The sequence below is a fragment of the Polaromonas sp. JS666 genome (assembly GCF_900103405.1).
In the GTDB taxonomy this organism is placed as follows: Bacteria; Pseudomonadota; Gammaproteobacteria; order Burkholderiales; family Burkholderiaceae_C; genus Polaromonas.
Map to the genome: position 1 here is coordinate 1 of NZ_FNHX01000018.1, position 25,604 is coordinate 25,604.

25 protein-coding genes and 1 pseudogene are annotated in these 25,604 nt (G+C 64.1%); 14 read left to right on the top strand and 12 right to left on the bottom strand.

All coding sequences use genetic code 11. The features are described 5' to 3' along the window. From BLQ85_RS23220 to BLQ85_RS23235, 4 genes and pseudogenes are all read right to left on the bottom strand, one after another. Positions 1-1,346 (bottom strand): annotated as a pseudogene (locus BLQ85_RS23220) (hypothetical protein); the annotation flags it as partial. Next, complete coding sequence (locus tag BLQ85_RS23225; protein ID WP_175456185.1) at positions 1,343-5,371, bottom strand: LamG-like jellyroll fold domain-containing protein; 4,029 nt, start codon at positions 5,369-5,371, stop codon at positions 1,343-1,345. The gene BLQ85_RS23225 and the pseudogene BLQ85_RS23220, both read right to left, overlap by 4 nt. A gap of 441 nt (positions 5,372-5,812) precedes the next feature. Further along, positions 5,813-6,214 (bottom strand): DUF3224 domain-containing protein, encoded by a 402-nt coding sequence (locus BLQ85_RS23230; RefSeq protein ID WP_074580375.1) that lies wholly within the window; start codon positions 6,212-6,214, stop codon positions 5,813-5,815. Between the two features lie 59 nt (positions 6,215-6,273). Beyond that, positions 6,274-7,176, bottom strand: coding sequence for a c-type cytochrome (locus BLQ85_RS23235; protein ID WP_074580342.1), 903 nt, complete (start codon positions 7,174-7,176; stop codon positions 6,274-6,276). A 261-nt stretch (positions 7,177-7,437) separates the two neighbouring features. Here BLQ85_RS23235 and BLQ85_RS23240 point away from each other — a divergent pair, with 261 nt between their 5' ends. Then, positions 7,438-8,628: a Y-family DNA polymerase gene (locus BLQ85_RS23240; protein ID WP_254806511.1), complete on the top strand. Its 1,191-nt coding sequence runs from the start codon at positions 7,438-7,440 to the stop codon at positions 8,626-8,628. A 5-nt stretch (positions 8,629-8,633) separates the two neighbouring features. Here the strand turns inward: BLQ85_RS23240 and BLQ85_RS23245 are convergent, their stop codons facing one another. The 3 genes from BLQ85_RS23245 to BLQ85_RS23255 all read right to left on the bottom strand — a co-directional run bounded on the left by BLQ85_RS23245 (position 8,634) and on the right by BLQ85_RS23255 (position 10,883). Beyond that, a complete protein-coding gene (locus BLQ85_RS23245) occupies positions 8,634-9,635 on the bottom strand; it encodes a phosphotransferase enzyme family protein (protein ID WP_074580344.1) in 1,002 nt (333 codons plus the stop codon). A 120-nt stretch (positions 9,636-9,755) separates the two neighbouring features. Beyond that, complete coding sequence (locus BLQ85_RS23250; RefSeq protein WP_074580345.1) at positions 9,756-10,244, bottom strand: GNAT family N-acetyltransferase; 489 nt, start codon at positions 10,242-10,244, stop codon at positions 9,756-9,758. Positions 10,245-10,421: 177 nt separating this feature from the next. After that, the gene (locus BLQ85_RS23255; RefSeq protein ID WP_254806509.1) at positions 10,422-10,883 is read right to left on the bottom strand and encodes a DUF1569 domain-containing protein; all 462 of its coding nucleotides are present in this window, start codon (positions 10,881-10,883) and stop codon (positions 10,422-10,424) included. Between the two features lie 865 nt (positions 10,884-11,748). On the opposite strand from BLQ85_RS23255, the gene BLQ85_RS23260 reads away from it, so the two are divergent. The 3 genes from BLQ85_RS23260 to BLQ85_RS23270 are packed head-to-tail and all read left to right on the top strand — an operon-like array spanning position 11,749 to position 13,820. After that, a complete protein-coding gene (locus BLQ85_RS23260; RefSeq protein WP_074580347.1) occupies positions 11,749-12,660 on the top strand; it encodes a DUF3034 family protein in 912 nt (303 codons plus the stop codon). A gap of 33 nt (positions 12,661-12,693) precedes the next feature. Further along, positions 12,694-13,155, top strand: coding sequence for a group I truncated hemoglobin (locus tag BLQ85_RS23265; protein ID WP_074580348.1), 462 nt, complete (start codon positions 12,694-12,696; stop codon positions 13,153-13,155). After that, positions 13,152-13,820, top strand: a complete 669-nt coding sequence (locus tag BLQ85_RS23270) for a cupredoxin domain-containing protein (RefSeq protein WP_074580349.1) — start codon at positions 13,152-13,154, stop codon at positions 13,818-13,820. The genes BLQ85_RS23265 and BLQ85_RS23270 overlap by 4 nt, the downstream gene beginning before the upstream one ends. Before the next feature lie 8 nt (positions 13,821-13,828). Here the strand turns inward: BLQ85_RS23270 and BLQ85_RS23275 are convergent, their stop codons facing one another. Next, positions 13,829-14,422 (bottom strand): hypothetical protein, encoded by a 594-nt coding sequence (locus BLQ85_RS23275; protein WP_074580350.1) that lies wholly within the window; start codon positions 14,420-14,422, stop codon positions 13,829-13,831. A 12-nt stretch (positions 14,423-14,434) separates the two neighbouring features. Further along, the gene (locus tag BLQ85_RS23280; protein WP_074580351.1) at positions 14,435-15,016 is read right to left on the bottom strand and encodes a DUF3455 domain-containing protein; all 582 of its coding nucleotides are present in this window, start codon (positions 15,014-15,016) and stop codon (positions 14,435-14,437) included. Positions 15,017-15,251: 235 nt separating this feature from the next. Between BLQ85_RS23280 and BLQ85_RS23285 the strand changes: the two genes are divergently transcribed. The 10 genes from BLQ85_RS23285 to BLQ85_RS23330 all read left to right on the top strand — a co-directional run bounded on the left by BLQ85_RS23285 (position 15,252) and on the right by BLQ85_RS23330 (position 22,869). Beyond that, a complete protein-coding gene (locus tag BLQ85_RS23285; RefSeq protein WP_074580352.1) occupies positions 15,252-15,863 on the top strand; it encodes an RNA polymerase sigma factor in 612 nt (203 codons plus the stop codon). Further along, positions 15,860-16,603, top strand: coding sequence for an anti-sigma factor (locus BLQ85_RS23290; protein ID WP_074580353.1), 744 nt, complete (start codon positions 15,860-15,862; stop codon positions 16,601-16,603). Before BLQ85_RS23285 ends, BLQ85_RS23290 begins: the two co-directional genes overlap by 4 nt. Positions 16,604-16,628: 25 nt before the next feature. After that, positions 16,629-17,393: an alpha/beta hydrolase gene (locus BLQ85_RS23295; RefSeq protein WP_074580354.1), complete on the top strand. Its 765-nt coding sequence runs from the start codon at positions 16,629-16,631 to the stop codon at positions 17,391-17,393. Between the two features lie 152 nt (positions 17,394-17,545). Beyond that, the gene (locus BLQ85_RS23300; RefSeq protein ID WP_074580355.1) at positions 17,546-18,400 is read left to right on the top strand and encodes a PhzF family phenazine biosynthesis protein; all 855 of its coding nucleotides are present in this window, start codon (positions 17,546-17,548) and stop codon (positions 18,398-18,400) included. Between the two features lie 97 nt (positions 18,401-18,497). Beyond that, complete coding sequence (locus BLQ85_RS23305; protein ID WP_074580356.1) at positions 18,498-18,968, top strand: tetratricopeptide repeat protein; 471 nt, start codon at positions 18,498-18,500, stop codon at positions 18,966-18,968. A gap of 115 nt (positions 18,969-19,083) precedes the next feature. Beyond that, entirely contained in the window at positions 19,084-19,461 is a 378-nt protein-coding gene (locus tag BLQ85_RS23310; RefSeq protein WP_074580357.1) for a DUF6632 domain-containing protein, read from the top strand. Between the two features lie 15 nt (positions 19,462-19,476). Further along, positions 19,477-20,160 carry a cupredoxin domain-containing protein gene (locus BLQ85_RS23315; RefSeq protein ID WP_254806510.1) on the top strand — a complete coding sequence of 228 codons (684 nt, stop codon included), beginning with the start codon at positions 19,477-19,479 and terminating at the stop codon, positions 20,158-20,160. A 117-nt stretch (positions 20,161-20,277) separates the two neighbouring features. Next, entirely contained in the window at positions 20,278-21,585 is a 1,308-nt protein-coding gene (locus BLQ85_RS23320) for an aminotransferase class V-fold PLP-dependent enzyme (RefSeq protein WP_074580359.1), read from the top strand. A gap of 76 nt (positions 21,586-21,661) precedes the next feature. Beyond that, on the top strand, positions 21,662-21,994 hold the full coding sequence (locus tag BLQ85_RS23325) for a hypothetical protein (RefSeq protein WP_083336970.1): 333 nt from the start codon (positions 21,662-21,664) through the stop codon (positions 21,992-21,994). 14 nt (positions 21,995-22,008) lie between these two features. Beyond that, the gene (locus BLQ85_RS23330; RefSeq protein WP_074580360.1) at positions 22,009-22,869 is read left to right on the top strand and encodes an enoyl-CoA hydratase-related protein; all 861 of its coding nucleotides are present in this window, start codon (positions 22,009-22,011) and stop codon (positions 22,867-22,869) included. An 11-nt stretch (positions 22,870-22,880) separates the two neighbouring features. On the opposite strand, the gene queF is transcribed toward BLQ85_RS23330, so the two are convergent. From queF to BLQ85_RS23345, 3 genes are all read right to left on the bottom strand, one after another. After that, on the bottom strand, positions 22,881-23,708 hold the full coding sequence (queF, locus tag BLQ85_RS23335; protein WP_074580361.1) for an NADPH-dependent 7-cyano-7-deazaguanine reductase QueF: 828 nt from the start codon (positions 23,706-23,708) through the stop codon (positions 22,881-22,883). A gap of 17 nt (positions 23,709-23,725) precedes the next feature. Then, on the bottom strand, positions 23,726-24,625 hold the full coding sequence (locus BLQ85_RS23340) for an alpha/beta fold hydrolase (RefSeq protein WP_074580362.1): 900 nt from the start codon (positions 24,623-24,625) through the stop codon (positions 23,726-23,728). A gap of 123 nt (positions 24,626-24,748) precedes the next feature. Then, on the bottom strand, positions 24,749-25,582 hold the full coding sequence (locus tag BLQ85_RS23345; protein WP_074580363.1) for a 2OG-Fe(II) oxygenase: 834 nt from the start codon (positions 25,580-25,582) through the stop codon (positions 24,749-24,751). Between the last annotated feature and the right edge of the window lie 22 nt (positions 25,583-25,604).

The following is a 25,604-nucleotide window of genomic DNA, read 5'->3' on the forward strand; positions in this document are numbered from 1 at the left end:
CCGTCCTGCCAGGTCAAGCTGCTCAGGTTCTTCGCGCCATCGTAGGCAGCCGTGATGGTGCGGCCGTCGGGCGCGGTGATGGTGGAGATCAGGCCATCCGAAGTGGCGCTTCCGCCCACGGGCAGCGTGTAGCCAAAGCTGATGGCACGGCCCATGTTGTCCGTCACCTGCGTCAAATAGCCGGCGGCCGGCACACCGGCACCCGCCGCCGTGCTGTAGCTGTAGGTGAGGGTATTGCCCTTCTTGTCGGCGGAGGAGGTCAGCTGGCCCGCGCTGTTATACGTTTCCAGCACACCGGATGCTGAATCAAGGAAGCGGTAGCCACCGCCGGCGGCGGTCACGGTGTCATTGATGCCGGCATTGGCCGCATAGCCGCTGCCGCCCGTGCCCAGGCCAAAGCTGGTGATGCGGCCGGTGCCGCGGTAGGCCTCTATGCCCGCGCCACCCACCTTGACGTTCAGGCGCTTATGGAAGCTGCTGGACCACAAGGGGCCAAACGAGGGCAAGTCCTTGAGCTGGGCGGCCGAGGTCAAGCCGTCGGCCTTGGCCACTATCTGGCGCGTCGTGTCGTAGGTGATGTACAGCGGCTGCCCGCCTATGCTCACCTCGGTGGGCACAACTTCCTGCTTGGCACCCGTCATGGGTGTGATGGAGCCACTGCCGCTGAGCCGGCCCTGGCAAACCGGGCAGTCCTGCAGCCCTGAATAGACGTCGATGATGTTGGCGCAGGCACCGGCAGTCTTGTTGACGCCGGTTTTGATGAGACGCGAATCCTGGCAGGAATAGGCCACGTAGGCATGCAAGCCCATATCCTTGTTTTCGGTGACTTGCACGACGCCATCCCAGCCCTGGCAGGAAGCGACGTTGCAGCTCCAGGTGGTGGTGTCCGTTCTCTTCAGTCCGCAATAGGCATTGTTGTTGACCGCCGCCGGGCTTGAAGGCTCGACGCAGTTGTTGTACTGGCCTTGGCCGGACAAGTCGTTATAAGCCTGTTTGGCAAACGTGGAGTAGGTGACAAAGGTGGCGTCGTAGCACGAGCCGAAATCGCAGCGACCGGCTCTTCCAGACGGGTAAGCTGCGCTGTAGTAGGTATTGATGGTCGACACCATCGCGTCGTAGAAATCATTGACCGTCGCGAAGCAGTTGCCGTCCAGATGGTAGTCGCCATAGACCTCGGCGGCACTGTTCCCCACCGAGCCCCCGTTGCTCCAGCAATAGTCCAGGCGCGGACTCGCCGTCGTCGTCGCGGCCAAGGCCGGCGCCATGCAGGCCAGCAAGACCAGGCCGCAAAGCCAGCTTGCAAAAGTGATGCCTTGACGGCGGATGTAGTGAGCTGGATTTTTCAATTGCTGGCTCCGGTGATTTGCTGGACCCGGTTCAATGCGTCGTAAACGCGGGTGATATTTCTTTGCAGGTTGCCCGAGGGATCCTTGACCTGTTCACCTGTCTTGTTGCCGGCGTTGTCGAGGGTGTAGGTGATGGTGTTGCCTTTGGCGTCGGTGACGCCGGTCAGGCGGTGCGCAGCGTCGTAGCTGTAGCCCAGGCTTGTACCGTCGGGCAGGGTCGCGCCCGTCAGCTGGCCCGCGTTGTCGTAGGTGTAAGTCGTGGTCCGTGCTGTGCCACCTGGCGGTGTCACCGTCACGCTGCTGGTCCAGCCGCGTGGGGTGTAAACCATGTCGGTCACCACGCCCTTGGGGTCCACCATCTGGCGCACGCGCCCTGCTCTGTCATACAGCGTGAACTGGGTGACATGGCCGGCGGGGTTGGTGATGGTCTGCAGGTCGCCGGCGGCATGGCCGGTTTCATTGGGTGCGGTGCCGCTGAAGGCGGCCGCCGTGTAATAGGCATACGTCGTCGTGCGGTTCAGCGTGTCCTTGGCCGTCAGCACGCGGCCGGCAGCGTCATAGGTGTACTGGGTGGTGACGACGGAGGCATCCACCGGCACGCTTGCCACGTTGGGCGCGGGGTAGGCCGAGGGAATAAACGTGCCGGTGTAGCGGGCCTGCCCCTTGGTGATGCGGATGTCGTCGTAGTAGACGGCATTGGACGTGTTGTTGTAGCCGAACATCATGCCGTTGGCGTTACCGACGGCCGCGGTCCAATTGCAGTTCCCATTGCCCTGGCCGTTGATATAGGAATAAATGGTGCCGCCAATCCTGACATAGGCCACATGAATCCACGTGTTGGCCAAACCAGCGAGATTCCCCCCAAATATGCAAGCTGGGCCGCTGCTACTTTGCAGCACAAGGCGATTGCTTCCAAAGTAGAGGTCGTCATACACGGCGTTGTTGCCAAGCCGGACTGCAATCGTATTGGCCGTGGTACTGGCAGGCTTCATCCAGAATTCCACCGTGAAGTCCCCGGGAAGCGAATAATCGCCGGGAACAATCCCGAGGTCACCGTAGTCGGTCGATCCGGGGATGTATATGGACGATCCCCCAAACTTGCTTTCCGTGGTGCTGATCTGCGCGTTCCGGATAAGCGTACCCGTACCTGCCCGCGGGCTGCTGTCTATAACGACCTTGGAGCCATGGGCGCCGTCGGCATGCAGCAGCAAGATGTTTTTCGCGTAATGGGTGTCCGCCACCTTGGGCTGCGCCGGGTTCAGGTCCAGGGGGTCGCCAAACTGCTGGGTCGGAGGCGTGAAGCTTCCCCAGTACCGGATCGCGCCATTCGTGATCCTGACCTCATCGAGGTAGCCATTGAGGCTTCCGCCCCCGTTGAACACCTGGCGCCCCAGCTCAAAGCGCCCGTAAGAAAAAGCATCCGAGTTGTTATGGTTCACGACGGCACCCGCCTGAACCCCGTCCAGGTGCATGATCCAGTTGCCGTTGCTTCGGCTCAGCGCCACGTGGTGCCACACACCAGCCGTAATGACAGGGCCTGTGATGGAGCGGTTATTGGCCCAATAGCTCTCGGCCCAGTAAGCGTTGAGCTTGCCGGTTGAATCGACGGCCACACGGCCGCTGGCGTTTCCCGACGAAGTATCTCCACCCCAGCCAAATATGATCCGGTCCGAGTTGATGGGCGCATTGAGTTTCACAAACGTCTCAATGGTGAAGTCCCCTGTGAGTTTGAGCGTGTTGTCGGGGCCGAAGCCAAAAGCGCCCCCGCTGGTCGTGCTGTCCAGGTTGATGGAGCCTCCGCCGAATTTGCTGTGCGCGCTGGTGGCAGAGGCAGAACCCGCCCGGCCGGTTTGGTTTTTCCGGTACGTGCTGCTGTCCGCAAGCACGGGCGAGCCATTGCCGTCTTCACCGTGCAGCAGCAAAACCACCTTGTCGATCAGGGCATCGCTGCTGGCGGCCGAGGGGTTGTCAAAGTAGGCGCCACTCGCCATCTCGACCACCGACTTGCACAACAGGTTCAAGGGCACGCCGTTGGCCAGCGCGGCAGCGGGCGAGCAGCTGGCCGCCGCGCCGCCGTTCTTGGGATCGGGCTGGCCCTGGTAAACCAGGGTGGTGACCGAGCCCGCCTGGGTCGTCTGCTTGGGCACGCGCCAGTTGTTGTCCCAGGTGGTGGTGTATTTGCGCGCGCCGGCAGGTAAGGTGGCCGTGGTCGGCAGCACCGTGGCGCAATCCACCGTGTTGGCCAGGCCCTCGACACGCGTGACTTCCTGGTTCTTGCCGTCATAGGCATAGCAGCTGCGCACGCCCTGGAAGTTGTCATGCGACAGCAGGTTGCCACGCGCATCGTAAGTCGAGGCATTGCTGGTCGCCGGGGAGCCTGAGCCCGCAGGCTGGCTAATGCCGGCCAGCACGGGATAGCCGTTCGGCATCACGACATTGGTCGTTGATGTTGTTCCGGTGGCATCTGTCACCTGCAGCCCCGTGGGGGCCTGCCAGGTATGGGTGCGGTAATAAGTGTTGCCCACCAGGGTTTCGGTGACCACGGCTTGAGGCGGCGTGGCATAGGTGGCGCTGTAGTGGTTCGTGCCCAGGGCGCCGTCGCTGGAGATGGCGCGGCCGGCCGTGTCGTAGGCCCAGGTGGCCAGGCGCACATTGTTCTCATCGGTTTTGCCGGTCAGGGCCCAGGGCAGGCCGGTGTTCTCATACTGGAAGGTACGCGTCTTGCCATCCTGCCAGGTCAAGCTGCTCAGGTTCTTCGCGCCATCGTAGGCGGCCGTGATGGTGCGGCCGTCAGGGGCCGTGATGGTGGAGATCAGGCCGTCGGAGGTGGCAACCCCGCCCACGGGCAGCGTGTAGCCGAAGCTGATGGCACGGCCCATGTTGTCGCTCACCTGTGTCAGGTAGCCGGCCGCCGGCGCGGCGGCACCTGCCGCCGTGCTGTAGCTGTATGTGAGGGTATTGCCCTTCCTGTCGACCGACGAAGTGAGCTGGCCCGCGCTGTTATAGGTTTCGAGCACACCCGAAGCCGAATCAAAGAAGTGGTAACCGCCACCGGCGACGGTCACGGTGTCATTGATGCCGGCATTGGCCACATAAGCGCCGCCGGCCAGGCCAAAGCTGGTGATCCGGCCGCTGCCTCGATAGGCCTCCAGGCCCGCGCTTCCCGCCTTGATGTTCAGGCGTTTGTGGAAGCTGCTGCTCCACAAGGGGCCAAACGAGGGCAAGTCCTTGAGCTGAGCGGCCGACGTCAAGCCATCGGCCTTTGCCGTCATCTGGCGCAGGGTGTCATAAGTGAGGTACAGCGGCTGGCCGCCTATGCTTACTTCAGTGGGCACGACTTCCGTCTTGGCGCCCGTCATGGGCGTGATGGAGCCGCTGCCGCTGAGCCGGCCCTGGCAAGCAGGACAGTCCTGCAGCCCCGAATAGACGTCGACGATATTGGCGCATACCCCTGCGGTGGTGTTGGGGCCGGTCTTGATCAGGCGCGAGTCCTGGCAGGAAAATTTGACGTACGTGTGCAGATCAGCGTCATTAACATCCGACACCTGCACGCTGCCATCCGATCCTGTCGTGGTGTCGGTTCTCTTCAGGCCGCAATAGGCAGTGTTGTTCGTCGCTGCCGGGCTCGAGGGCTCCAGGCAGTTGTTGTATTGGCCCTGGCCGGCCAAAGCGCCACCCGCATGCTTGGAAAAGGTTGAAAAGGTCACATAAGTGATGCCATAGCAGGCGCCAAAATCGCATCGCCAGGTTTTTCCTTGAGGCCAGGCCGCGTCGTAATGCTGCTGGATCGTGGACACCATCGCGTCATAAAAATCATTGACCGTTGAATAGCAATTGCCGGCCAAATAGGGGGTGCCGTATAGATCAGGATTGGAATTGCCTTGGGAATACCCATCCGTCCAGCAGTAATCCAGGCGAGGGCTGGGGGTTGTCGTCGCGGCCAGAGCCGGCGCCATGCAAGCCAGCAAGACCAGGCCGCTGAGCCAGCGCCCAAAGGCCATGTTGATGAAACCGATGTGTTGCAAACCTGCCGCCGCGCCCGAACGCAGTCGACTCACCCACACCCCACTCGGCGCAAGCCCTCGAAACCATCCCATGGAATCCCTCGTTGATTTGTTCTTGTCGCTTTTATCGCGCGCGAGCACGCAAATGAGCCCGCAGTCTAGTGAGGGGTATGGCGCTTGTCACCCTTCATCTGCATGAGGCAAATCGTGAGTGTGCGTATGAGACAACGAAATCTTGCGCCTGGAAAATTTCACGCTTATCAATTTCACAGGCTTCTGGCAGAATCCCGCCGGCCTATGCCATGCCGAGTGCGGTTTCAATTCAATCTCAATCTGAATTGAGTACCTTCTCAGTAGTTGAATGCGCGAAGTTACGAAGAAATAATTTGCGCATCAACGTGCGCATCTAGGCAACCCAGGCTGGCTAAAAAATATTTTTTTGTTCGCGTGTATCCGGCGTGCTCAAGCCTGCGGTGCAAGCTCATAGTCCATCACATACGAATGCCTGCCGTCGGCAATCTGTATGCCCAGCGTGCCGCTCAGGCCCGTGAGCTCATCGGTCCCTGAATCGGGCACCACGCTGACAGTCAACTGCGGCGCGCCGCGGTTCATGGTGCCGCTGTGCTGCAGCACAAAGCTGCCGCTTTTGCCGTGCAGCGTGCCCGTCACGCGCTCGATCGCGACATAACCGGCCGAGCCCTTGACGGCCGTGCCGGCGCTCAGCATCTCGCCCTGGCTGGTGGCCTGCAGGTCGCCGCTGAAGGTCTTGTTGATGGTGAGGCGTCCCATCAGCGGACCGGCGTCCGCATTCGCAAGCGCTTGCGGAGCTAGCTTGACTTCAAAGGTTCCGGTGGCTTGGGGCATGGCGTTGGCTTTCAAGAAGAGGTGGCAATACCAGCCATGATGCCAGAGCGCCCTCGGCTTTACCTCTGCCCGAAAGGCCTGGCCGGCACCGTCTGCAGATACGCATACAGCGCCTGCGCATCGACGTCGTTGAGCGCGCGCAGCGACTCAAAGGGCATGACGCTGATGGCTGTGCCGTCGGGGCGCTTGCCGCTGCGCAGCATGGCGACAAAGGCGCCGGCGTCCTTGTAGCGCGGCATGGCGCTGCCCTCGCCCGGTGTCAGGTTGGCGGCGGGTGCCCAGTCGGGCGGGCCGCCGGGGATCTTGCCGCCGGCCAGGCCCGCGCCGTGGCAGCCTATGCACATATTGGCGACGTAAGCGCCGTGGGCGGGGGTCACGCCTTCCGCAATCGGTTTGGCGGGCGGCAGCGTGTGGTCGATTTTTTGCGCGGCATCCTTGATGACATCAAAGGCATAAAGCACGCGCACCGGCAGGGGCAGGTCCAGCATGGCGGCGCCGCCCATTTTGGGCGGCATGGCCTTGACGTAGGCGACCAAGGCGCCCAGGTCTTCGTCGGTCAGGCGGTTGTAGTCTTCGCTGGGCATGACAAACACCGGCCGGCCGTCGGGCTTGACGCCGTGGCGCACGGTGCGCACCCAGTCTTCGGGTGTGTAGCGCGCCACCACATTGCCTTCGCCGGGCGTGATGTTAGGGCCGGCCAGGCGCATGCCCTTGCCGTCGTTCATGAATTCGCGGCCCGCGCCGCTGGCGCCGTGGCAGTCGGCGCAGCCGCGCGAGTTGTAGAGGTAGGCGCCGCGCTCCAGCGCCTGGGCCGTGGCCGGAATGGCCACGGCTTGCACGGCCACCTTGACCTGCCGCTGGCTTTTGCTGCCGGCCATCTGGCTGCCGACCACGGCCGTGCCGGCCAGCAGCAGCACCACGGCGCCGGCAAAACCGACGCCCCATTTGATCCATTGTTTCATCGCTTTTTTTCGGGGTCTTGTTGTGGGGTGCAGGCTGGGTCGCTTCATGGCCGCTTGTGCTGTTTTGGGCAAAGGCGGGATTTTAGAAGTCCCCTAAGGAAATAACAGCGGAAATATTTGCCTGCGCTGGGCTACGCGGGCCAAATAGGGCCGAATCATGTCGAGCCGGCGGTGCCGGCTAGCCCGAATTGCTATGCTTGCCGGGTGAGCGACCCGTCCCCTTCCCCCGCCGCCAAGATTCGCCGCATTGCCCACCTCGACATGGACGCGTTTTTTGCGTCCGTCGAGCTGCTGCGCTACCCGCAGCTCAAGGGCCTGCCGGTGGTCATAGGCGGTGGTTGGCGCAAGGTTGATGAGGAGCTGCGCGCCGCGCAGGGCGAGCGTCCGCTGCGTTTTATCCCGGTGGAAAGTTTTCCGCTGCTCAAGGACTATGTGGGCCGCGGCGTGATCACCACGGCCACCTATGCGGCACGGCAGTTCGGCGTGGGTTCGGCCATGGGCATGATGAAGGCCGCCAAACTCTGCCCGCAGGCGATTGTGCTGCCGGTGGATTTTTCGGAAATCCGCAAGTACTCGCAGCTCTTCAAGAGCACCATCACCGAGATCGCGCCGCTGATGCAGGACCGCGGCGTGGACGAGGTGTATATCGACTTCACCGACGTGCCCGGCGGCCAGCGCGAAGGCGGGCGTGTGCTGGCGCGGCTGATCCAGAAGGCAATTTTTGAAAAGACCGGCCTCACCTGCTCGGTGGGCGTGGCTCCCAACAAGCTGCTGGCCAAGATGGCCAGCGAGTTCAACAAGCCCAACGGGATATCCATCGTTTACGAATCGGACCTGCAGGAAAAGATCTGGCCGCTGCATGTGCGAAAAATCAACGGCATAGGCCCCAAGGCCGGCGAGAAGCTCGCGAAGCTGCACATCCACACGATCGGCGAACTCGCTGCGCAGGACCCGGGCTGGCTGGTCGACAACTTCGGCAAGGCCACGGGCGCCTGGATGCACGAGGCCGCCTGGGGCCGCGACGACCGCCCGGTGGTGACCGAAAGCGAGCCGGTCAGCATGAGCCGCGAAACCACCTTCGACCGCGACCTGCACGCGGTGCGCAACAAGGCCGAACTGGGCGCCATCTTCACCGACCTGTGCCTGCGGCTGGGCGAAGACCTGCAGCGCAAGGGTTATGTCGCCAAAACCATAGGCATCAAGCTGCGCTACGACGACTTCAAGATCGCCACGCGCGACCAGACCGCTGACAGCTATACCGATGACGGCGCCACGATCCGGCGCCTGGCCGGCCAGTGCCTCAAGCGCGTGCCGCTGGAGAAAAAGCTGCGCCTGTTGGGCGTGCGCGCATCCACCCTGGCGCGCGCCGGCGAAGTGCCGCTTGCCGATGAGAAAAAACCTTCCGGTGCAGCTGAGCACGCGGAATCGAACACCACCGACCAACTGTTCTGACTTCCTTAAGTTGGCAACTGCAACGCCTCCCATTGGCGTAGCAATTCGACCTGTCGGTGGAGTTGGCCAGTCGTCATGGTTTGGGAACCCCAAACCGGTACGCGTCCCGCGTACTCTCCCAGCAACCAGAATTGCCGGACCGCCATGAAGCGTGCGATGGCGGCAAGGTCGGCATCTGGGACCGGGCGTCTATCCCGGTAGGCGGAGATGAAATTTTTCCACTGCATTTTCACCTTGCTGCTCACCTCACCGTCAGGCACGCGCGGGTAGAGGTTCCATGGGTAGACCGCAAGCTCATACGCCAGGTAGCCCGGGCCCGCCTCGTCGAAATCGAAGAATATTGCCTGGCGTTGTCCTTCGGCGTCGGTCGTGACGAAGTTGTTCTGGCCGTGTGCGTCACCATGGCATAGCACGCGGCTCAGTTCACCCATGGCCAGGATGTCATCGTGCAGCCGCAAGCCCAGCTTCTCGAATTGCGGACGCAATTCGCCGGTCATGGACGGCGCACGAAGCAGTCCCTCCAGGGGCCTGAGGAGAAGGTAGTTCAGGCCAAGCACATAGGCGCTCTCCGGCCCCTGGTAGCTTTCGCCCCCTTGGTGCAAGGCGGCCAATCCGTGCGCAAAGGCCTGCACGTCAGCTGCCGCTTCACCCGTGAACTCCCCATCCAGATATTCGAAGAGCATCAGCATCCGGGTGCCTTCCGGCAGCGGCACCTGTATGGCTATTTCGCCGGTCGCCGTTGTGACGCAGCGAGAGACCTGGCAGCCGACGTGGGCCCAATGCTCCAGTGCGGCGGCCTCGAACAACGCGTTGGGATCACCCCGCGGCCGCTCGGCACAGAGACGCGCCACAACGCGCCGCCCGCTGGCAAATCCCAGTCGATAGACCTGATTGAAACTTCGCCGCAGGAACTCGCTCTCGACGACTTCGCCGAGTCCATAGCGGGCCTGCACAAGGGCGGCGATGCTGCTTGCCGTTGGCGTCGATTGCGCGATTTCCAGTTGCATGTTTGTCCCGCAAGAAAGAAGGGCGCGATTATGGCGCAACGGCGCGCAGACTCGAACGGCCGCTTCTGGCCGGATGCCGCCATCCTGGCTCAAGCCGCAAGGGCCTAAAGCAGGTGGTCGCTATTGAGCCGCCGGAATTTCGTACCGCGCAAATGAGGTGGCCCCTTTCTGAACGACGCTGTGCAGCGTGAAGCCGAAGTCCTCATAGAGCTTGCGTAGCCCTTGCCGGTCCGCGACGCAGTCCAGCCGAAGATAGGCGCGCCCGAGCTGTTGGGCGCGAGCCCGGGCATACGTCAGGAGCTCAATCGAGACCCCTTTCTTTGCCCACGCTCGACGAATGGCGAGCTTGTGAATGAAGGCAGAGGTGCCCGGCAGGATCTCGGGCCAAAAATAGGCATCCGCCAACTCGAACTTCATGACGCCAACCACCTGCTCGCCGTCAAGGGCGACGTGAAAGAGCCCTGCGCTTGTGTCCTGCAGGACACGTTCGTGGCCAATATCGGCTCCTGACCAAAGTGCCCTACCGCCGTCGGCGAGCCAGCGGGCAGCGTCCTGCAGGACGGAGGCAATCATTGGCGCATCTGAGGGGCGCGCTTCCTGGATGTTCATCGCGGCAAAGAGAGGTTGATGTCAATGGTGGAGTGACCGCACTGAAGATCCCATGTTGGCCTGCAGTCGCCGATGGGATAACAGGCATTCTGCCAGCGCTTTGGGCCCGAAGCGGGCGTAAACCGCCCGCATGCCTCAATCCAACGAAGATATCTCAGCCCCCGTCAAGGACCCCGGTCAGCGCGCCACCACCACGATTTCATCCTGGTGGTTGGCAATGTGAAACGCATGGGCCATAGCGAAGTCGGCCTTGCCGAGCGCGCCATAAGCAAAGTGCGGCTTGAGCGGGCCCTGGTGGCGCGTGAAGCGCTCAATCGCGGCACGCAGCCGGGCCGATGCGGGATGCCAGTCGCCTTCGCGGTGAAGGGCCGGCGCGCCGGGAATGGGCTCGCTGAGGCTGTGGCTCATCTGCCCGCGCCATTTAAAAAATGCAAACGCGGCTGCACCGGCGGTGTTCTGGAAAAAAGCGCTTTTGGGCTGCGGAAAACCGTCCAGGCTCATTTCCACGCTTTGCGCCATATGCTCCAGCACCGAGACCATGGGCCACTGGCCGGTGGTTTTGACGCCGGCCGCCTTGTCCAGCGTGTCCAGCCAGCGCAGGGCGTCATCGAGCGAGCCTACTTTGGGGAGGTCGGCCATTACAAAGTCTCCGGTCAAAGCCAGTGTGGTGGCGGCTAGGAAGTTGCGGCGGTTCATAGCCGGAATGCTAGCAGTCGAGGGGGCGGCTGCGTGTTCCCCAGGTGACTGGTTGCCGGGTCTTGCTCCGGCGGGGCGCGCTCCCCTCCTCCCTCTACCTTCATCTTCCTGTCCTCTCTGCTGAGAGCTGCTGACCGGGGTTGCCCGGCGGCAACTCACTTTTCTTTGCTTCGCCAAAGAAAAGTAAGCAAAAGAAAGGCGACCCTGGTGTCTGCGTCCCCTGCGCTTCGCTCCGGGGCAACCTGCGGTGCTCGGTTCAGGCGGGGTCTCGCTCGAACTCGCTGCGCTGCGCTTCGCTCAGACAATCGCGATCCCTTATCCGCCTGAACCTGCGCTCCTCGGCGCATACACAAGGGGTGGGGACAGAAATACCAAACAGCCGAAAACAGAAAACCGAATACCTAAAACCACAAGGACACGCCATGGCGTGTCCTTGTTTGTATTTGTCTTCTTGGTTTTCTGTCCCCGCTCCCGATTGCCCCGTCCTGGCTGGGCCGAGGAGCGCAGAGGCAAGCGGATCAGGGCTGGCGTTGTCTGAGCGGAGTGAAACGCAGCGAGTTTAGCCAGACCCCGCTTGGCTCGAGCACCGCAGGTTGCCCCGGAGCGAAGCGTAGGGGACCCAGACTGCGGGTCGCCTTTTCTTTGGTGACTTTCTTTTGGCGAAGCAAAAGAAAGTTACTTGCCGCCGGGCAACCCCGGCCAGCAGAAGCCAGCAGAAAACACCCTGTTGGAAAAAACAGAAAAAAGCTGAATCCACCCCACCTCCCCGCCCGTATTCAACAAAACCCAACAAACCCAAGCCCACATCATGCAAAAAGCCTTTTACCCCCTCCTCACCGGTCTGCTCATGGCCGCGGCCGCCCACGCCGACACGGGCAAACTCCTCCTGACCGGCGGCGTCAGCAGCATTGAAGGCGCGGCCGGCGGCGGCCTGACGCCCTGGGCTGTGATCGGCAGCAATGCCACGGCGGGGGAGATGGGCGGCTCGGCCTATCTGACCCATGTCGGGACCACGGACTACGGCCTGAACATCTACGGCGCAGCGCTGGGCATCCATGACCGCTACGAGCTGTCGATTGCGCGGCAGGACTTCAACACCCGGGATACCGGTGTGGCGCTGGGCCTGCCCGGGCTGCACCTGAAGCAGACCATCGTGGGCGCCAAGTGGCGTGTGCTGGGTGATGCCGTGCTCGACAGCGACACGCTGATGCCGCAGGTGGCGGTGGGCGTGCAGTACAAGAAGCTGGGCTCGACCGGGCTGGACGGCACCCTGGCCGCGCTGGGTGCCAAACGCTCTGGCGTGGATGTGTATGTAAGCGCCACCAAACTTTTCCTGGGCCAGAGCCTGTTGCTCAACGGCACGCTGCGCGCGACCAAGGCCAACCAGAACGGCCTGCTGGGCTACGGCGCGACCTTGGGCGGTAATGAAAACCGCTACACCCTGCAGCCGGAGTTTTCCGTCGCCTACCTGCTCAGCAAGAACGTCGCCGTCGGCGCCGAGTACCGCTTCATGCGCAACAAGCTTGAAGGTGCGGGCCGCGCCGCGGGCCTGGGCAACGGCCTGCGCTCGGAGGACTGGAAAGACATCTTCATCGCCTGGGCGCCCAGCAAAAACCTCTCGCTGACGCTGGCCTATGTGGACCTGGGCGTGATCGTGCCCGCCACGACCGGCAGCCGCAAGCAGACCGGTTATTACCTCTCGGCCCAGGTCGCTTTCTGAGACTCCCCTCCCTCATTCCACCAAGGACACGTCATGAACAAAACCCTGATCTGCCTGGCGCTTGCAGCCGGCAGCCTGCTGTCATCCGCCGCCTCGCTCGCGCAAACCGCGGCCCCTGGCGACCAGCTCTACAAAGCCTTTGGCGAAAAGCCCGGCCTGGTCGCGCTGATGGACGACTTCATGGTGCGGCTGCTGGCCGACCCGCGCACAGGGCCGCACTTCCAGCCGGCCAACCAGCAGCGCGTGAAGGAACAGCTGGTGGAGCAGCTTTGCGCGTTGAGCGGCGGCCCCTGCGTCTACAAGGGCGCGGACATGAAAAGCGCGCACGCCAACCTGGACATCAAAAAATCCGACTTCCACGCGCTGGTCGAGGTGCTGCAGCAAAGCATGGACGCCAAAGGCATTCCGTTTCGCAAACAGAATGAGATGCTGGCGCTGCTGGCGCCCATGAACCGCGACATCATCACGCCCACGGAAAGCGCGGCCAAACCATGAACGCACGTCTACACGCCATCAGCTTTGCCGCACTACTGATGCTGAGTGCCGCGGCGCAGGCCGGCACCCTGGTGGTGTCGGTGCTCGACAAGGAGGGCAAGCCGGTGCAGGACGCAGTGGTGGTGGCGACGCCGGCCAACAAAAACGCCAGGCCGAAAAACCCGCTGCCGCCGCAAGCCACCATCAGCCAGGAAAAAATGCAGTTCATCCCGGCGGTGACAGTGCTGCCCGTGGGTGCGAAGCTGCAATTCGTCAACAACGACCCCTGGGACCACCATGTGCGCAGCTCGCCGGCGGGCATGGGCCAGTTCAACGCGGCGAATGCCGGCTTCGAGCTGCGCCTGGAAGGCAAAACCGAGGGCAAGCCCGCCAAATCCGGCGAAGTCACACTGGACAAGGCCGGCGCGCTGGGCGCAACCTTGCTGGGCTGTTTTATCCACGGCTCCATGCGCGGCTACATCTATGCCAGCGAATCGCCCTGGGCCGGCAAGACCAGCGACCAAGGCATTGCCACCTTCGAGGACCTGCCCGAGGGCACGGCCCAGGTGAAGGTCTGGCAGGCCGACCAGCTGATAGACATCGCGCCGCAGCAGGTCACGGTGGGCACGGTGCAGGCCAAAAACGTCATGCAGCTCACGGTGGTGCCGCGGCGGCGCAGGTCCTGAGGCCACCCTTAACGCTGGCTGTCGTCCTTGTGGGAGTCCGGCTCCAACGGCGCAAGGTCGGATGAATAAATCCGGTCGCCAATTTGCATGGCCCGGCCTTTCTCCCAGGCGGCTTCAAAGGCCGCGAGCTCGTCCGCCGTGGCGCGCTCATGGCGCCGCACCGGCGGCCGCGAATCGCCCGCGTCCTGGCCCGTGCGGAGCACGGCGGGACGGCTGGCCGAGAAGCCCTGGATCTGTTCATTGACCTGCCAGTACACGCCGCTGACCAACAGGTTGTAGCGCGCGGTGGCATTTTTGGCGATGGCTGCCCCCACCTCGGCCAGCCGGGCGGGCGCGCCTTCCCGGTTATCCAGGAAGTCGGTGGAAAGGTCCACCAGCACCAGGTACTGGTGGCCCCGCTTGTCGTTGCGCACCACGCGGAATTTGTAGCTGGCCGACAGGATCCCGTGGGCCTGCATGGTCACCCGTATGGCTTCATACAGCATCTCGCGCCTGAACTCCATGCGCTCGTCAAGGTTCATCTTGACCGGGCCAGTCTCAGGCCCCGTGGCCCCGGGCTTGGGGCTTTTGCTGGCGCTAAAGAGGTTCTTGAGCACGGACATGCTGCACTCGCTTCAGGTGTTTTTGGCGGCAAAGAACACGTAGTCGGCGGTATAGCCTTCCTTGACGCGTTTGCCGGCGTCGGCCTGCGTGGCGCAGCCCCTGGCCGGTGCATTGCCGCCCTCGGTGTTCAGGCGCTGCACGCTGGTGACGCCAGCCATCTTGCCGGGCATGCCGGCGGATTTGGCTGTCAGCAACAGCAGCGGGATGTCGGCGGGGCGCTCGCCGTCGGCCCTGGCTTTCACCGTGCCCACGGTCTTGCTGCCGTCCAGCGCGGTCCAGTGCGGGCCGGCGCCGTGCGTGCCGACTTTTTCGTCCTTCTGGTTAAAGAGGTCCGCCTCGGGCGCGACAAACACCCAGGCCCAGCCGCCCTTGTCGCTGGCGCGGCATTCGTAGATTTGCGAGCCCACCGCATGCCAGGTGAAGGCCGCCTGCTCGTTGTCGGCCGGCTTGAGCGCGGCGGGCGCCGGCTTGCCGGCGTAGGCCTGTGCGGCCGGGCCGCTGGCGCAGGCGCTCAAGAGGCCCGCGCACAGGGCGGCGGCCACAAGGCCCGCATGGAGCCTGGTTTGGGCGACAGCAGTTGCAATCGATGTCATGGCGATCTCCTGGAAGGAGTCCTGCCCATATTGACAGGTCTCCGGGTTAAAGAAAAGAAAAATGACGGGTAAAAATGCCCCAACAACCCCACGGGCGGAAGGGGTGTGGGCCGGCGCGGCGTCCGGCCTACCGGGGACAAACGCCGGCCGGCGCAAATCGGATGCGTTTTTCCGCAAAAAATGTCCATTCCCGCCCGCGTTTGCCGCCCAGGCGGAACTCCCTATACTCAGCCGCATGAAATTGGCCGACACGGACACCCGCAGCCTGCAAGCCCTGATCGCCGGCGCGGCGCAAGGCGACCACGCCTGCTTTGCCGATATCTATGAACGCACCCACACGCATCTGTTTGGCGTCGCCGTTCGTATATTGGGACAAGGACAGGCGGCCGAGGATGTGCTGCAAGAGGCGTATGTGAGTATCTGGAAAAGCGCGGCCGGCTACCGAAGCGAGGTGGACGGCCAACCCATTCAACCCATGACGTGGCTGATCGCCATCGTCCGCAACAAGGCGCTGGACGCCTTCCGGGCACGCGCGCGCCGCAAGGAAAGCGAGCTGCCCGAATCAGGTGAGCTGGACGAGGACGCCATCGAAAGCAGCGCCGCACCCGCCCCCAGCGCCATGCAGCTGCTGGAGCAGGCCACCGAGGCCCTGCATATAGAAGGCTGCATGAACGCGCTCGAGGGCAGCCACCGGCAAAGCCTGGCGCTGGCCTATTACCAGGGCCTGTCGCACACCGAGGTGGCCGCGCAAATGGGCGCGCCGCTGGGATCGGTGAAAGCCTGGATACGGCGCGGCCTGGAAAAACTCAAGGGCTGCCTGGCCGCGCAGGGGGTGGTGGCGTCATGAGATATACCAACCCCGAATTGCTGGAACACCTGGCATCGGCCTATGTGCTGGGCACGCTGGCCGGCGGCGCGCGCCGCCGCTTTGAACGCCTGCAGCGCGACCGCATCGACGTACGCGTGCGTGTCACGCACTGGGAGGCGCGCCTGGGCCAGCTGGCGCTGTCGGTGCCGGCGCACAAGCCTTCACCCCGGGTGTGGGCCGCGATCGCGGCGCGCACGCAGCCCGCGGGTACGCGGCAGGCGCCGCAGGGCAAAACCTCCTGGCTGGGCTGGCTCAAACCCGCCGGGTTTGGTGTTGGCGGGCTGGCGGCCGGTGTGGTCGCGGCGAGCGTATTTTTTATGGCCATGCCCACCCTGTTCATGTCCAGCGGCCAGCTCGCGATGCGCTCGGGCGAAAAGCTGCCGCAAAGTTATGTAGGCCTGCTGACCGACGCCCAGGGCAACGGCAAGCTGCTGGTCAGCTCGCTGCGCCACGGCAAGACCATGACGGTCAAGGTCATAGGCCCCATCACACCGCCCGCCAGCGGCAAGCTGGTGCTCTGGGCCGTGCCGGCCAACGGCCCGGCCTTCTCGCTGGGCGCGGTGCCGACCAGCGGCTCGGCGGTGTCCATACTGCCGGATACCTCTGAAAAGCTGCTGTCCAAGGTCGGCAAGCTGGTGGTGACGCTGGAGGCGGACGCCAACCCCACCAAGCCCGGCGAGACCGTGGTCTTCAGCGGCAATTGCGCCAAGCTGTGGTGAGCCCCCGCGGCACGCACTCCCATCCATGGCGCGCGCGGTGACGATTTTTGTAGCGGTCCTGCTGCTGGCTTACCTGGCCCTTTGCGCGGCGCTGTATGTCTACCAGCGCTCGCTGATTTATTTTCCCCAACCCAAATCCTGGGGCGGACCGGCCACGACGCAGCAGCTCCAGGTCAAGGATGCGGAGCTGGTGCTCACCGCGCGGCAAAGCACCGGGCCCAAGGCCATCGTCTACTTCGGCGGCAATGCCGAAGATGTCTCGGCCAACCTGCCGTCCTTCTCTGAAGCCTTCCCGGGCCACGCGATTTACCTGCTTCATTACCGGGGCTATGGCGGCAGCAGCGGCAGCCCCAGCGAGGCGGCACTGCAAAGCGATGCCCTGGCCTTGTTCGACCACATCGGCAAAACCCATGCGGAGGTCACCGTGGTGGGCAGGAGCCTGGGTTCGGGTGTGGCCGTCTGGGTCGCCAGCCAGCGGCCGGTGGCGCGCCTGATCCTGGTGACGCCTTACAACAGCATCCAGGAACTGGCCGCGCAACGTTTTCCCTGGTTTCCCATTTCCTGGCTGCTGGTCGACAAGTTTGAATCCTGGAAGTACGCGCCCCAGGTCACGGCGCCCACGCTGCTGATCGCGGCCGGGCAAGACGAAGTCATCCCGGCGGCCAGTACCGAAAAGCTGTATGCGCAGTTCAAGAAGGGGACGGCCGCGCTCAAGGTGCTGCCCGGAACCTCGCACAACACGGTTTCGCAGCACCCGCAATACCTGCCCTTGTTTCAATCGATGCTGTGAGCGCCGCGTCCAGCCGGCCAAGGATGCTGCACTTTTTATTTGGTCCGCGCATACTGCCATGTGGCCTTCATTGGCAACAGGCGCTTTGAGCCGGCGTTCAAGGGAGGGGACCACCTCCGTCTATCAAATGGAAGAGAAAAGGGAAAGAAAAAATGAATGTTTTGAAGATCGCTGCGTTTTCTGATGGAAGCACAGGCGGCAACCCCGCCGGCGTGATGATCACCGGCTTCTTTCCTGCCGACGCGGAAATGCAGCGGATCGCCGCGGAAGTGGGTTTTTCGGAAACGGTTTTTGCCGTCCCGGCAGGCGCCGGCTGGCGGGCGCGCTATTTCTCGCCGGAATCCGAAGTGCCTTTCTGCGGCCACGCAACGATTGCCCTGGGCGCGGCGCTGGCCCTTCAACACGGCGATGGCGTGTTTGCCCTGAGCCTGAACAAGGCCGACATCACGGTTGAAGGCAGGCGCAACGGAGACACCATTGCCGCCGCGCTGCAATCGCCGCCCACGCGCAGCCAGGCTGCGCCGGAAGCGCTGGTGCAGGCCACCCTGGAGCTGTTCGGCTACGGGCCGCCCGACCTGGACCCGCGCATTGCGCCGGCATTGGCCCATGGTGGCGCGGATCACCTGGTGTTGACCCTGAACAGCCGCGAAAAGCTGGCGGCCATGCAATACAACCTGAACGCGGGCCGCGAACTGATGAACAAGGCGGGTTTGGTGACCATGCTCCTGGCTTACGCGGAAACGCCCCGGCTTTTTCACACGCGCAACCCCTTTGCGTCGGGCGGTGTGTACGAAGACCCGGCGACAGGCGCGGCCACCGCCGCTTTTGCGGGTTACCTGCGTGACCTGGATTGGCCGCACGGAGGCGCGATCGACATCGTGCAGGGTGAGGACATGGGTATGCGTTCGCGCTTGCATGCCCAGATTCCGCCTGCCCCGGGAGCCTCGATCAAGGTTTCCGGGACGGCGCGCATCATGCACGAGCTGGCTCAAGCCCATTACAAATAAATACGAATTCCCCCGCATCCGATTTCCTTTTCACGTCGTTTGTATAAGGTGCTGATTTGCAGCGCATCCAATTGACCAACACTTCAAGGAGCCCGACATGAACGCTTTTTCCATCCGCAACTTCATTGCCCTGCCCGTCGTCGCCCTGGCCCTGGCCGGTGCCGCCATGGCAGCCGACATCCAGACCACGCCGGTGCAGAACGCGCAGATCGACGATTTCGCGGCCGGCAAGAAGGCCATAGACGCCAAGAACTGGTCCGAAGCCGTGAGCAGCTTCAACAAGGTCGTGGCCAAGAACCCGAAGAACGCCGACGCCTACAACTACCTCGGTTATTCCAACCGCTGGCTGGGCAAGTACGACGAGGCTTTTGCCGCCTACGGCAAGGCCCTGGCGCTGGACCCCAATCACAAGGGCGCGCTCGAGTACTCGGGCATCGCCTACCTGAAGACCCACCAGAAGGCCCAGGCCGACGCCCAGTTGGCCAAGCTGCAGTCCATCTGCGCCAACTGCGAGGAAACCCGCGACCTGGCCAAGGCCGTGGCTGACTACAAGCCGGCCGCCAAATAAGAAGCGTCCAAGAAGCACCCGAACCCCTCCCGGCGCCGCCGTGCCGCCGTGCCGCCGGGAGGTTTTGCCAGCGGTTTGACATGCGCGGCCTGAGCTGATTCGAAAGAGAAAAACCATGACCGACGCCAACCGCCTCAAATACCTGCGCATCGCGCTGCTGCTGATGGGGCTGACCTTTATCTTCGCGCTGTGGCCGCTCACCATGGTCTGGCCTTCGGGCTGGTCCTGGCATGCCGAGGGGCGCTCCTACTACCTGGAGATGATCCTCGGCCTCTATGCGACCCTGGGCGTCTTCCTGCTGCTGGCGTCGCGCAACCCGCTGGCGCACCTGAGCCTGATCTGGTTTACCGTCTGGTCCAGCATCGTGCACGGCGGGATCATGGCAGTGCAGTCCTTCAGCGGCCAGCACACCATGGGCCACCTCTGGGGTGACGTGCTGGCACTGTTTGTGGTGGCCGCCGTGCTGGCCGTATTGACACCCCGCCAAGCCTGAAACGAAAGAAATTCCATGACACACGCTTCTTCTTCATCGCGGATGCTGGCATCCACCCTCTTGTCGCTGGCCGGCCTGGCCTTTTCCGCGGGGGCCGGCGCCGCCAGCCTCTCCGTTTTGGTGCTCGACAAGGAAGGCAAGCCGGCGCCCGATGCGGTTGTGGTGGTCGTGCCCTCGGCCAAAATCGGCGCGCCGCCCAAGCCCCTGCCCGAGCAGGTGACGATTTACCAGGAAAAAATGCGCTTTGTGCCGGCCGTCAGTGTGGTGGGCGTGGGCGCCAAGGCCCAGTTCGTCAACAACGACCCCTGGGAACACCATGTGCGCGCCTCGGCCGCCGGTGCGGCGCAATTTAATAGCACCGCGGGCGAAGGCTTTGAACTGCGCCTGGACGGCAAGCCCGAAGGCAAGCCGGCCAAGACGGCCGATGCCACTTTCACCAAGGCCGGCGCCGTGCTACTGGGCTGCCACATCCACGGCTCCATGCGCGGCCATGTGTATGTGAGCGATTCGCCCTGGGCCGTGCTGACCAATGCCGAGGGCATCGCGCAGATCGAGCAATTGCCCGAAGGCGCGGCGCAGATCAGGGTCTGGCACACCGACCAGCTGATAGACATCGCGCCGCAGACCCATACCGTGACGGCCTCGCCGGGCAAGCTCAGCCTGCAGCTCAGCGTGGTGCCGCGCCGCCGCCGGATCTGAGGGAAGCGGGCGCACACCCGCAAGCTGCCGGCCAACAGGCCGAAGCCATGACGACATATGCCTGACATGTCCGGCGGATACAACCGCTGGCATCACTGACTCGCAAGGATACGTCTCATGCTGCATGCCAATCGCCGCGGTTTTGTCATGGGCCTCATGGCCACCGCCTCGATCACCGCCGTCAAGGCCCAAACCCCAACCCAGGCGACCACCCTTAGCCTGCCGCTCCTGCCCGCGGGCGCGGCGCAGGCCATCGCCACCGACCACGACTACTGGGCCGCCGTGCGTTCGCTTTACACCGTGACGCCCAAAACGGTGAACCTGGAAAACGGCTACTGGGGCATCATGGCCGACCCGGTGCGCAGCGAGTACCAGGCCAAGACCGACATGGTGAACCGCGAGAACTCCTACTACGCGCGTTCGCAGTTCGACGGCGACGCGGGCGAGGCCCGCAAGCTGCTGGCCGCCGCCGTGGGCACCGCCCCCGGCGAAATCGCCTTCACGCGCGGCGCCACCGAAGCCCTGCAGTTACTGATAGGCGGCTACAACAAGCTCAGCCCCGGCGACAGCGTGCTGTTTAGCGACCTGGACTACGACTCCATGCAGTACGCGATGAACTGGCTCAAGGACAGGCGCGGCGTGAACGTGGTGAAGTTCAACATCCCCGAGCCCGCCACGCGCGACGCCGTGCTGCAGGCCTATCGGGACGCCCTGGCGAACAACCCGAAAACCAGGCTCTTGCTGCTCACGCATGTGAGCCACCGCACCGGGCTGGTAATGCCGGTGGCCGAGATCGCCGCCATGGCCAGGGCGCGCGGCGTGGACGTGGTGCTGGACGCCGCGCATTCCTGGGGCCAGATCGATTTCAAGGTGGCCGACCTCGGCGTGGACTTCGTGGGCTTCAACCTGCACAAATGGATAGGCGCGCCCGTCGGCCTGGGCTTTATGTACATCGCCAAAGGGCGGCTGGCCGACATAGACCGCGCGATGGCCGACGAGGACTGGCCGGCCGACGACATACGCTCGCGCGTGCACAGCGGCACCTCCAATTTCGCGGCCCTGCTGACCCTGCCCAGGGCGCTGGCCCTGCATGCGGAAATCGGCCCCAAGGCCAAAGAGCTGCGCCTGCGCTACCTGCGCGACTACTGGGTCAGCCGCGCCCGCGAATTCAGGGGCGTGGACATCCTGACGCCGGACCAGCCCGGCATGGCCGCCGGCATCACCTCCTTTCGCCTGGCCGGCAGGACCACGCCGGACGACTACAAGGCGCTGGTGGCCCAGCTGCGCGACAGCTACGGCGTGCTGACGGTGCGCCGCACCGGTGTGGCCAAGGGGCCTTGCATACGCGTGTCACCGGCGCTCTACACCACCGAGGCCGACCTGGACCGCCTGGTTTCGGCCTTGAAGGCCCTCACCGCGGCCTAAGGCGGTTCCCCCGGCCACACCGGCCGTTGACAGAAGCTTTCACGAAACTTACATTGAAGCCTCGCACGGAGGCTTTATGTTTGATCCCTCTGATCCTTCCAACCCTTCTTCAACATCGGTCCGGTCGCTGTACTGGCACCACATCACGCTGGCCCAGCTGCAGCGTGTCAAGGACTGGCGCGAGGCGCAGCGGGGGGCCCACCCCCTCGAATGCCAGCTCTGGGAAGCGGTGCTGACCGCCTGGCTCATGGGCTGGACGGGCTGGCTGCCGGCCTACGCCTTTGAGGCGGCCTGGGCGTACCCACTGTGCGTGCTGGGCCTGCTGGCGCCGCGACTGTATGTGTATGCCAGGGCGCGGGCGCACCTTGCACGGCGTCTCAGGTGTGACTGGCTGGAATTGGTCGTCTGAACTAGAGTGGTGGGATGAATGCTCCCACCCCACTCTCCCTGACCTGCTTCACCCTCAACACCAGCCATCACATCGCCCACCTGGTGCTGAATCGCCCCGAGGCGATGAACACCATGCACCCGCTGTTCTGGCGCGAGCTGGACGCGGCGCTCACCCACATCCACCAAAGCGGCGAGGCGCGTGTATTGGTGATCTCGAGCACTGGCAAACACTTCAGTGCCGGCATGGCACTGGAGACCTTCGGCAGCGAGATCGCCCTGGACGACAGCAGCCCCGAAGGCCGTGCCGCCATCTTCGACCTGCTTGCCGGCATGCAAGCCACCTTCAGCAAACTCGAAACCCTGCGTATCCCGGTGATCGCGGCCATCCAGGGCGGCTGCATAGGCGGCGCGGTCGACATGGTGACGGCCTGCTGCCTGCGCTACGCCACGGCCGACGCGTTCTTCTGCATCCAGGAGATCAACATCGGCATGGTGGCCGACGTGGGCACCTTGCAGCGCCTGCCCAAGCTGCTGCCGCTGGCCGTCGTCAAGGAGCTGGCCTACACTGGGCGCCGCCTGCCGGCCGCCAGGGCGCTGGGCTACGGCCTGGTCAATGAGGTGTTCGAGTCAGCCGAGGCCATGCTGGCGGCCGCCATGCAGTGCGCGAACGAAATCGCCGCCAAGCCGCCGGTGGCCGTCTGGGGCACCAAACAGGCCGTGCACTATGCGCGCGACCACTCGGTGGACGATGCGCTCAAACAGATGGGCTGGCTGCAGGGCGCGATCTGGAGCAACGCCCATGTGCGCGAGTCCGTGACGGCCATGAAGGAAAAGCGCGCGGGGCAGTTCCCGGGGCTGACGCCGCTGAAGAACTTCAGCGAGTTCGGGCAGTAAGCGCAAGCCGCCTACTGGCGCGCGGTGCGCACGCTGGAGGGCAGCGCCTGCGGGTGGCTGGTGCGAAAGGGGTTGATGTCCAGCCCGCCGCGGCGCGTGTAGCGCGCATAGACCGAGAGCTTGAGCGGTTTGCAGCGCGTCCAGATGTCCATGAAGATGCGCTCCACGCACTGCTCATGGAACTCGTTGTGGTTGCGAAAGCTCACCAGGTACTGCAGCAGGCCTTCCTGGTTGATCTGCGGGCCCGCGTAGCGTATCTGCACGCTGCCCCAGTCGGGCTGGCCGGTGACCAGGCAGTTGCTCTTGAGCAGGTTGCTGGTCAGGGTCTCCTCGACCGGCGGCTCGTCGAATTCGGCAAACAGCAGTTCGGGCGCGGGCTGGTAGTGGATGCACTCCACGTCCAGCCGGTCCAGGTTCAGGCCGTCGAGTTCATGCACGGGTTCGCGGTCGAAGAGCTCGGGGCCCAGGGTAGTGATGCCTACGCCGCTGCCAATCACGGCATTGAGGTCGGCCCGTATGCGCTCGCGCACCTCGCGCGCGTCGGCAAAACGCGTGTTGTTAAAGCTGTTGAGGTAGAGCTTGAAGGACTTGCTCTCGACGATGTTGGGCGACTCGCAGGGCACGGTGATGTGGGCCAGCGCCACCTGCGGCTTGCCGCGCAGGTTGAGCCAGCTCAGCTCAAATGCCGTCCACAGGTCGGCGCCGAAAAAAGGCGGCGTGCCGGTGACGCCGATTTCGGCGCGTTTGCCCTCGCGCGGGATAGGGAAGAGCAGCGAAGCGTCGTATTGGTCGATATAGGCCGAGGCCTTGCCCAGCTGGGATTGTTCAGGGGTGTTCATGTGGACTCGATTGTCTTCTAACCCGCAGTTGTGGCCCTGAAGTGGGGAATCAAGAGGGCCAATAAACGCTCCACCACCCCGGGGGGCAAATCATGGCCCATGCCCTCAATGCTTTCAAAACGCGCGCCGGGAATGCGCCTGGCCGTGTCCTGTCCGCAGGCCATGGGCACCAGCGGGTCGGCGCGGCCGTGCACCACCAGCGTGGGCGCCCTCACCTGGGCCAGCGCCGCGGCGCGTGTGCTGTCGGCGGCAATCGCCACCATCTGGCGCAGCACGCCCTGCGGGTGGAAGCTGCGCTGCGCCGCGGCGGCGACTTTTTCGCGCAGCTCGGCGTCGGGCGTGGGAAAGCCGGGGCTGCCTATTGCCTTGAGCAGCCTGGCCGTGTGGTCCACCGCCGCCTGCACGCCCTTGCCGGCGGGCCGGCTCAGCAACACGCGGGTCACGGCCGGGCTGGCCTCGGGCAGGCCGCGCGCGCCGCTGGAACTCATGATGCTGCAAAGGCTGACCACCCGCGATGGCGCAAGCACCGCCACGCGCTGCGCGACCATGCCGCCCATGCTGACGCCCACCACATGGGCTTTGGCAATTTGCAGCGCATCAAGCACGCCCACGGTGTCGGCGGCCATGTCCTGCACGCTATAGGGCGGGCGTATGCGCCAGCCCAGGCGGAACTTGAGCCCTTCCCAGAGCAGGCTGGGTGAACCCAGGTGGTCGAGGTGCTGGGACAGGCCTATGTCGCGGTTGTCAAAGCGCAGCACCCGAAAGCCCGCGTCGGCAATCGCCTGCACCATGGCCGGCGGCCAGGCGATCAGCTGCATGCCCAGGCCCATGATGAGCAGCACCACGGGCCGGCCCGTGGTGTCGCCGGGGTGGGTGTCTTCGATTTCGATATCGATCTGATTGGCTTTGATCTTCATGATGGATTATGTACACCCCCGTTGGGGCTCACTGCGTGTAGCCCCCTCCCCCCTTGCAGGGGGCGGCGCCAGCGGCCTGGCAAAGCCAGTTCCGCGGCCCCTGCTGGGGGATGCGGATAAGGGCTAAATGAATTCCCTTTCGCGGAGCCATTTGGTGGCAATCCATTTTTCGCCTGATTTCACTGGCTCGCCTCCATGCAAGGTGAGGCTGGTGGGATGCGCCACCGCATAACTGAAAAACACCGCGCTGCCCTGTTGCGGCCGCACGCGCAGGCCTATGTCGGGGAACACCGTGGCGCCGCCCTCCTCGGGTTCGCGCAAATACATGATGAGGCTGGCCACACGCTGGCCGCCGCGCCGCAATATAGCCGCAGTGCCGGGCTCGCCGGGGTCGAAGTAGTCGTAATGCGGCTTGTACTCGGCGCCGCGCCGGTAGCGCAGCACCTGCAGGCCTTCGCCGTTGCGCACCGGCCAGTTCAGCAGCCTGGCGATGCGGGCCTCGATGCGGCGAATCGCCTCGTTCTCGCCGCGCGTGTAGAACATGCCGTGGCTGGTGCGGTCGTGGTTGAGCTCTTCGCCGCCGGTGCGTATGTCCACGGTCAGCGAGCGCGCCAGGCGCGACTCGGCCGCCGCAATGAGCGCCTCGCATTCGGCAGCGCTGAGCAGGTTGTCAAACACCCAGAGCTCGGGCGCGCTGCGGTGTTCACGCACCGTTACCCATTTGTCGCCCGCGTCCACCATGGCGCCGGCGGCGTCGGCCCGCACACGGGGCACAGCCTGCGCGGGCTGCGGCATCGCTGCTTCGCCGGCGGCCTGCAGGCCCAAAGCCCGGTTGGCGGCAGTGGCATGCCAGCCGGCGTCCAGCAGCGCCTGGAAAACCTCATGCTGCCCATGCCCAGCCGCGAGCTGCTGCGCCACCCAGTCCTGCATCTCGCGCGTGATGGCCTGGGTTTGCATGGCGGGCGGGGAAGGATACGGC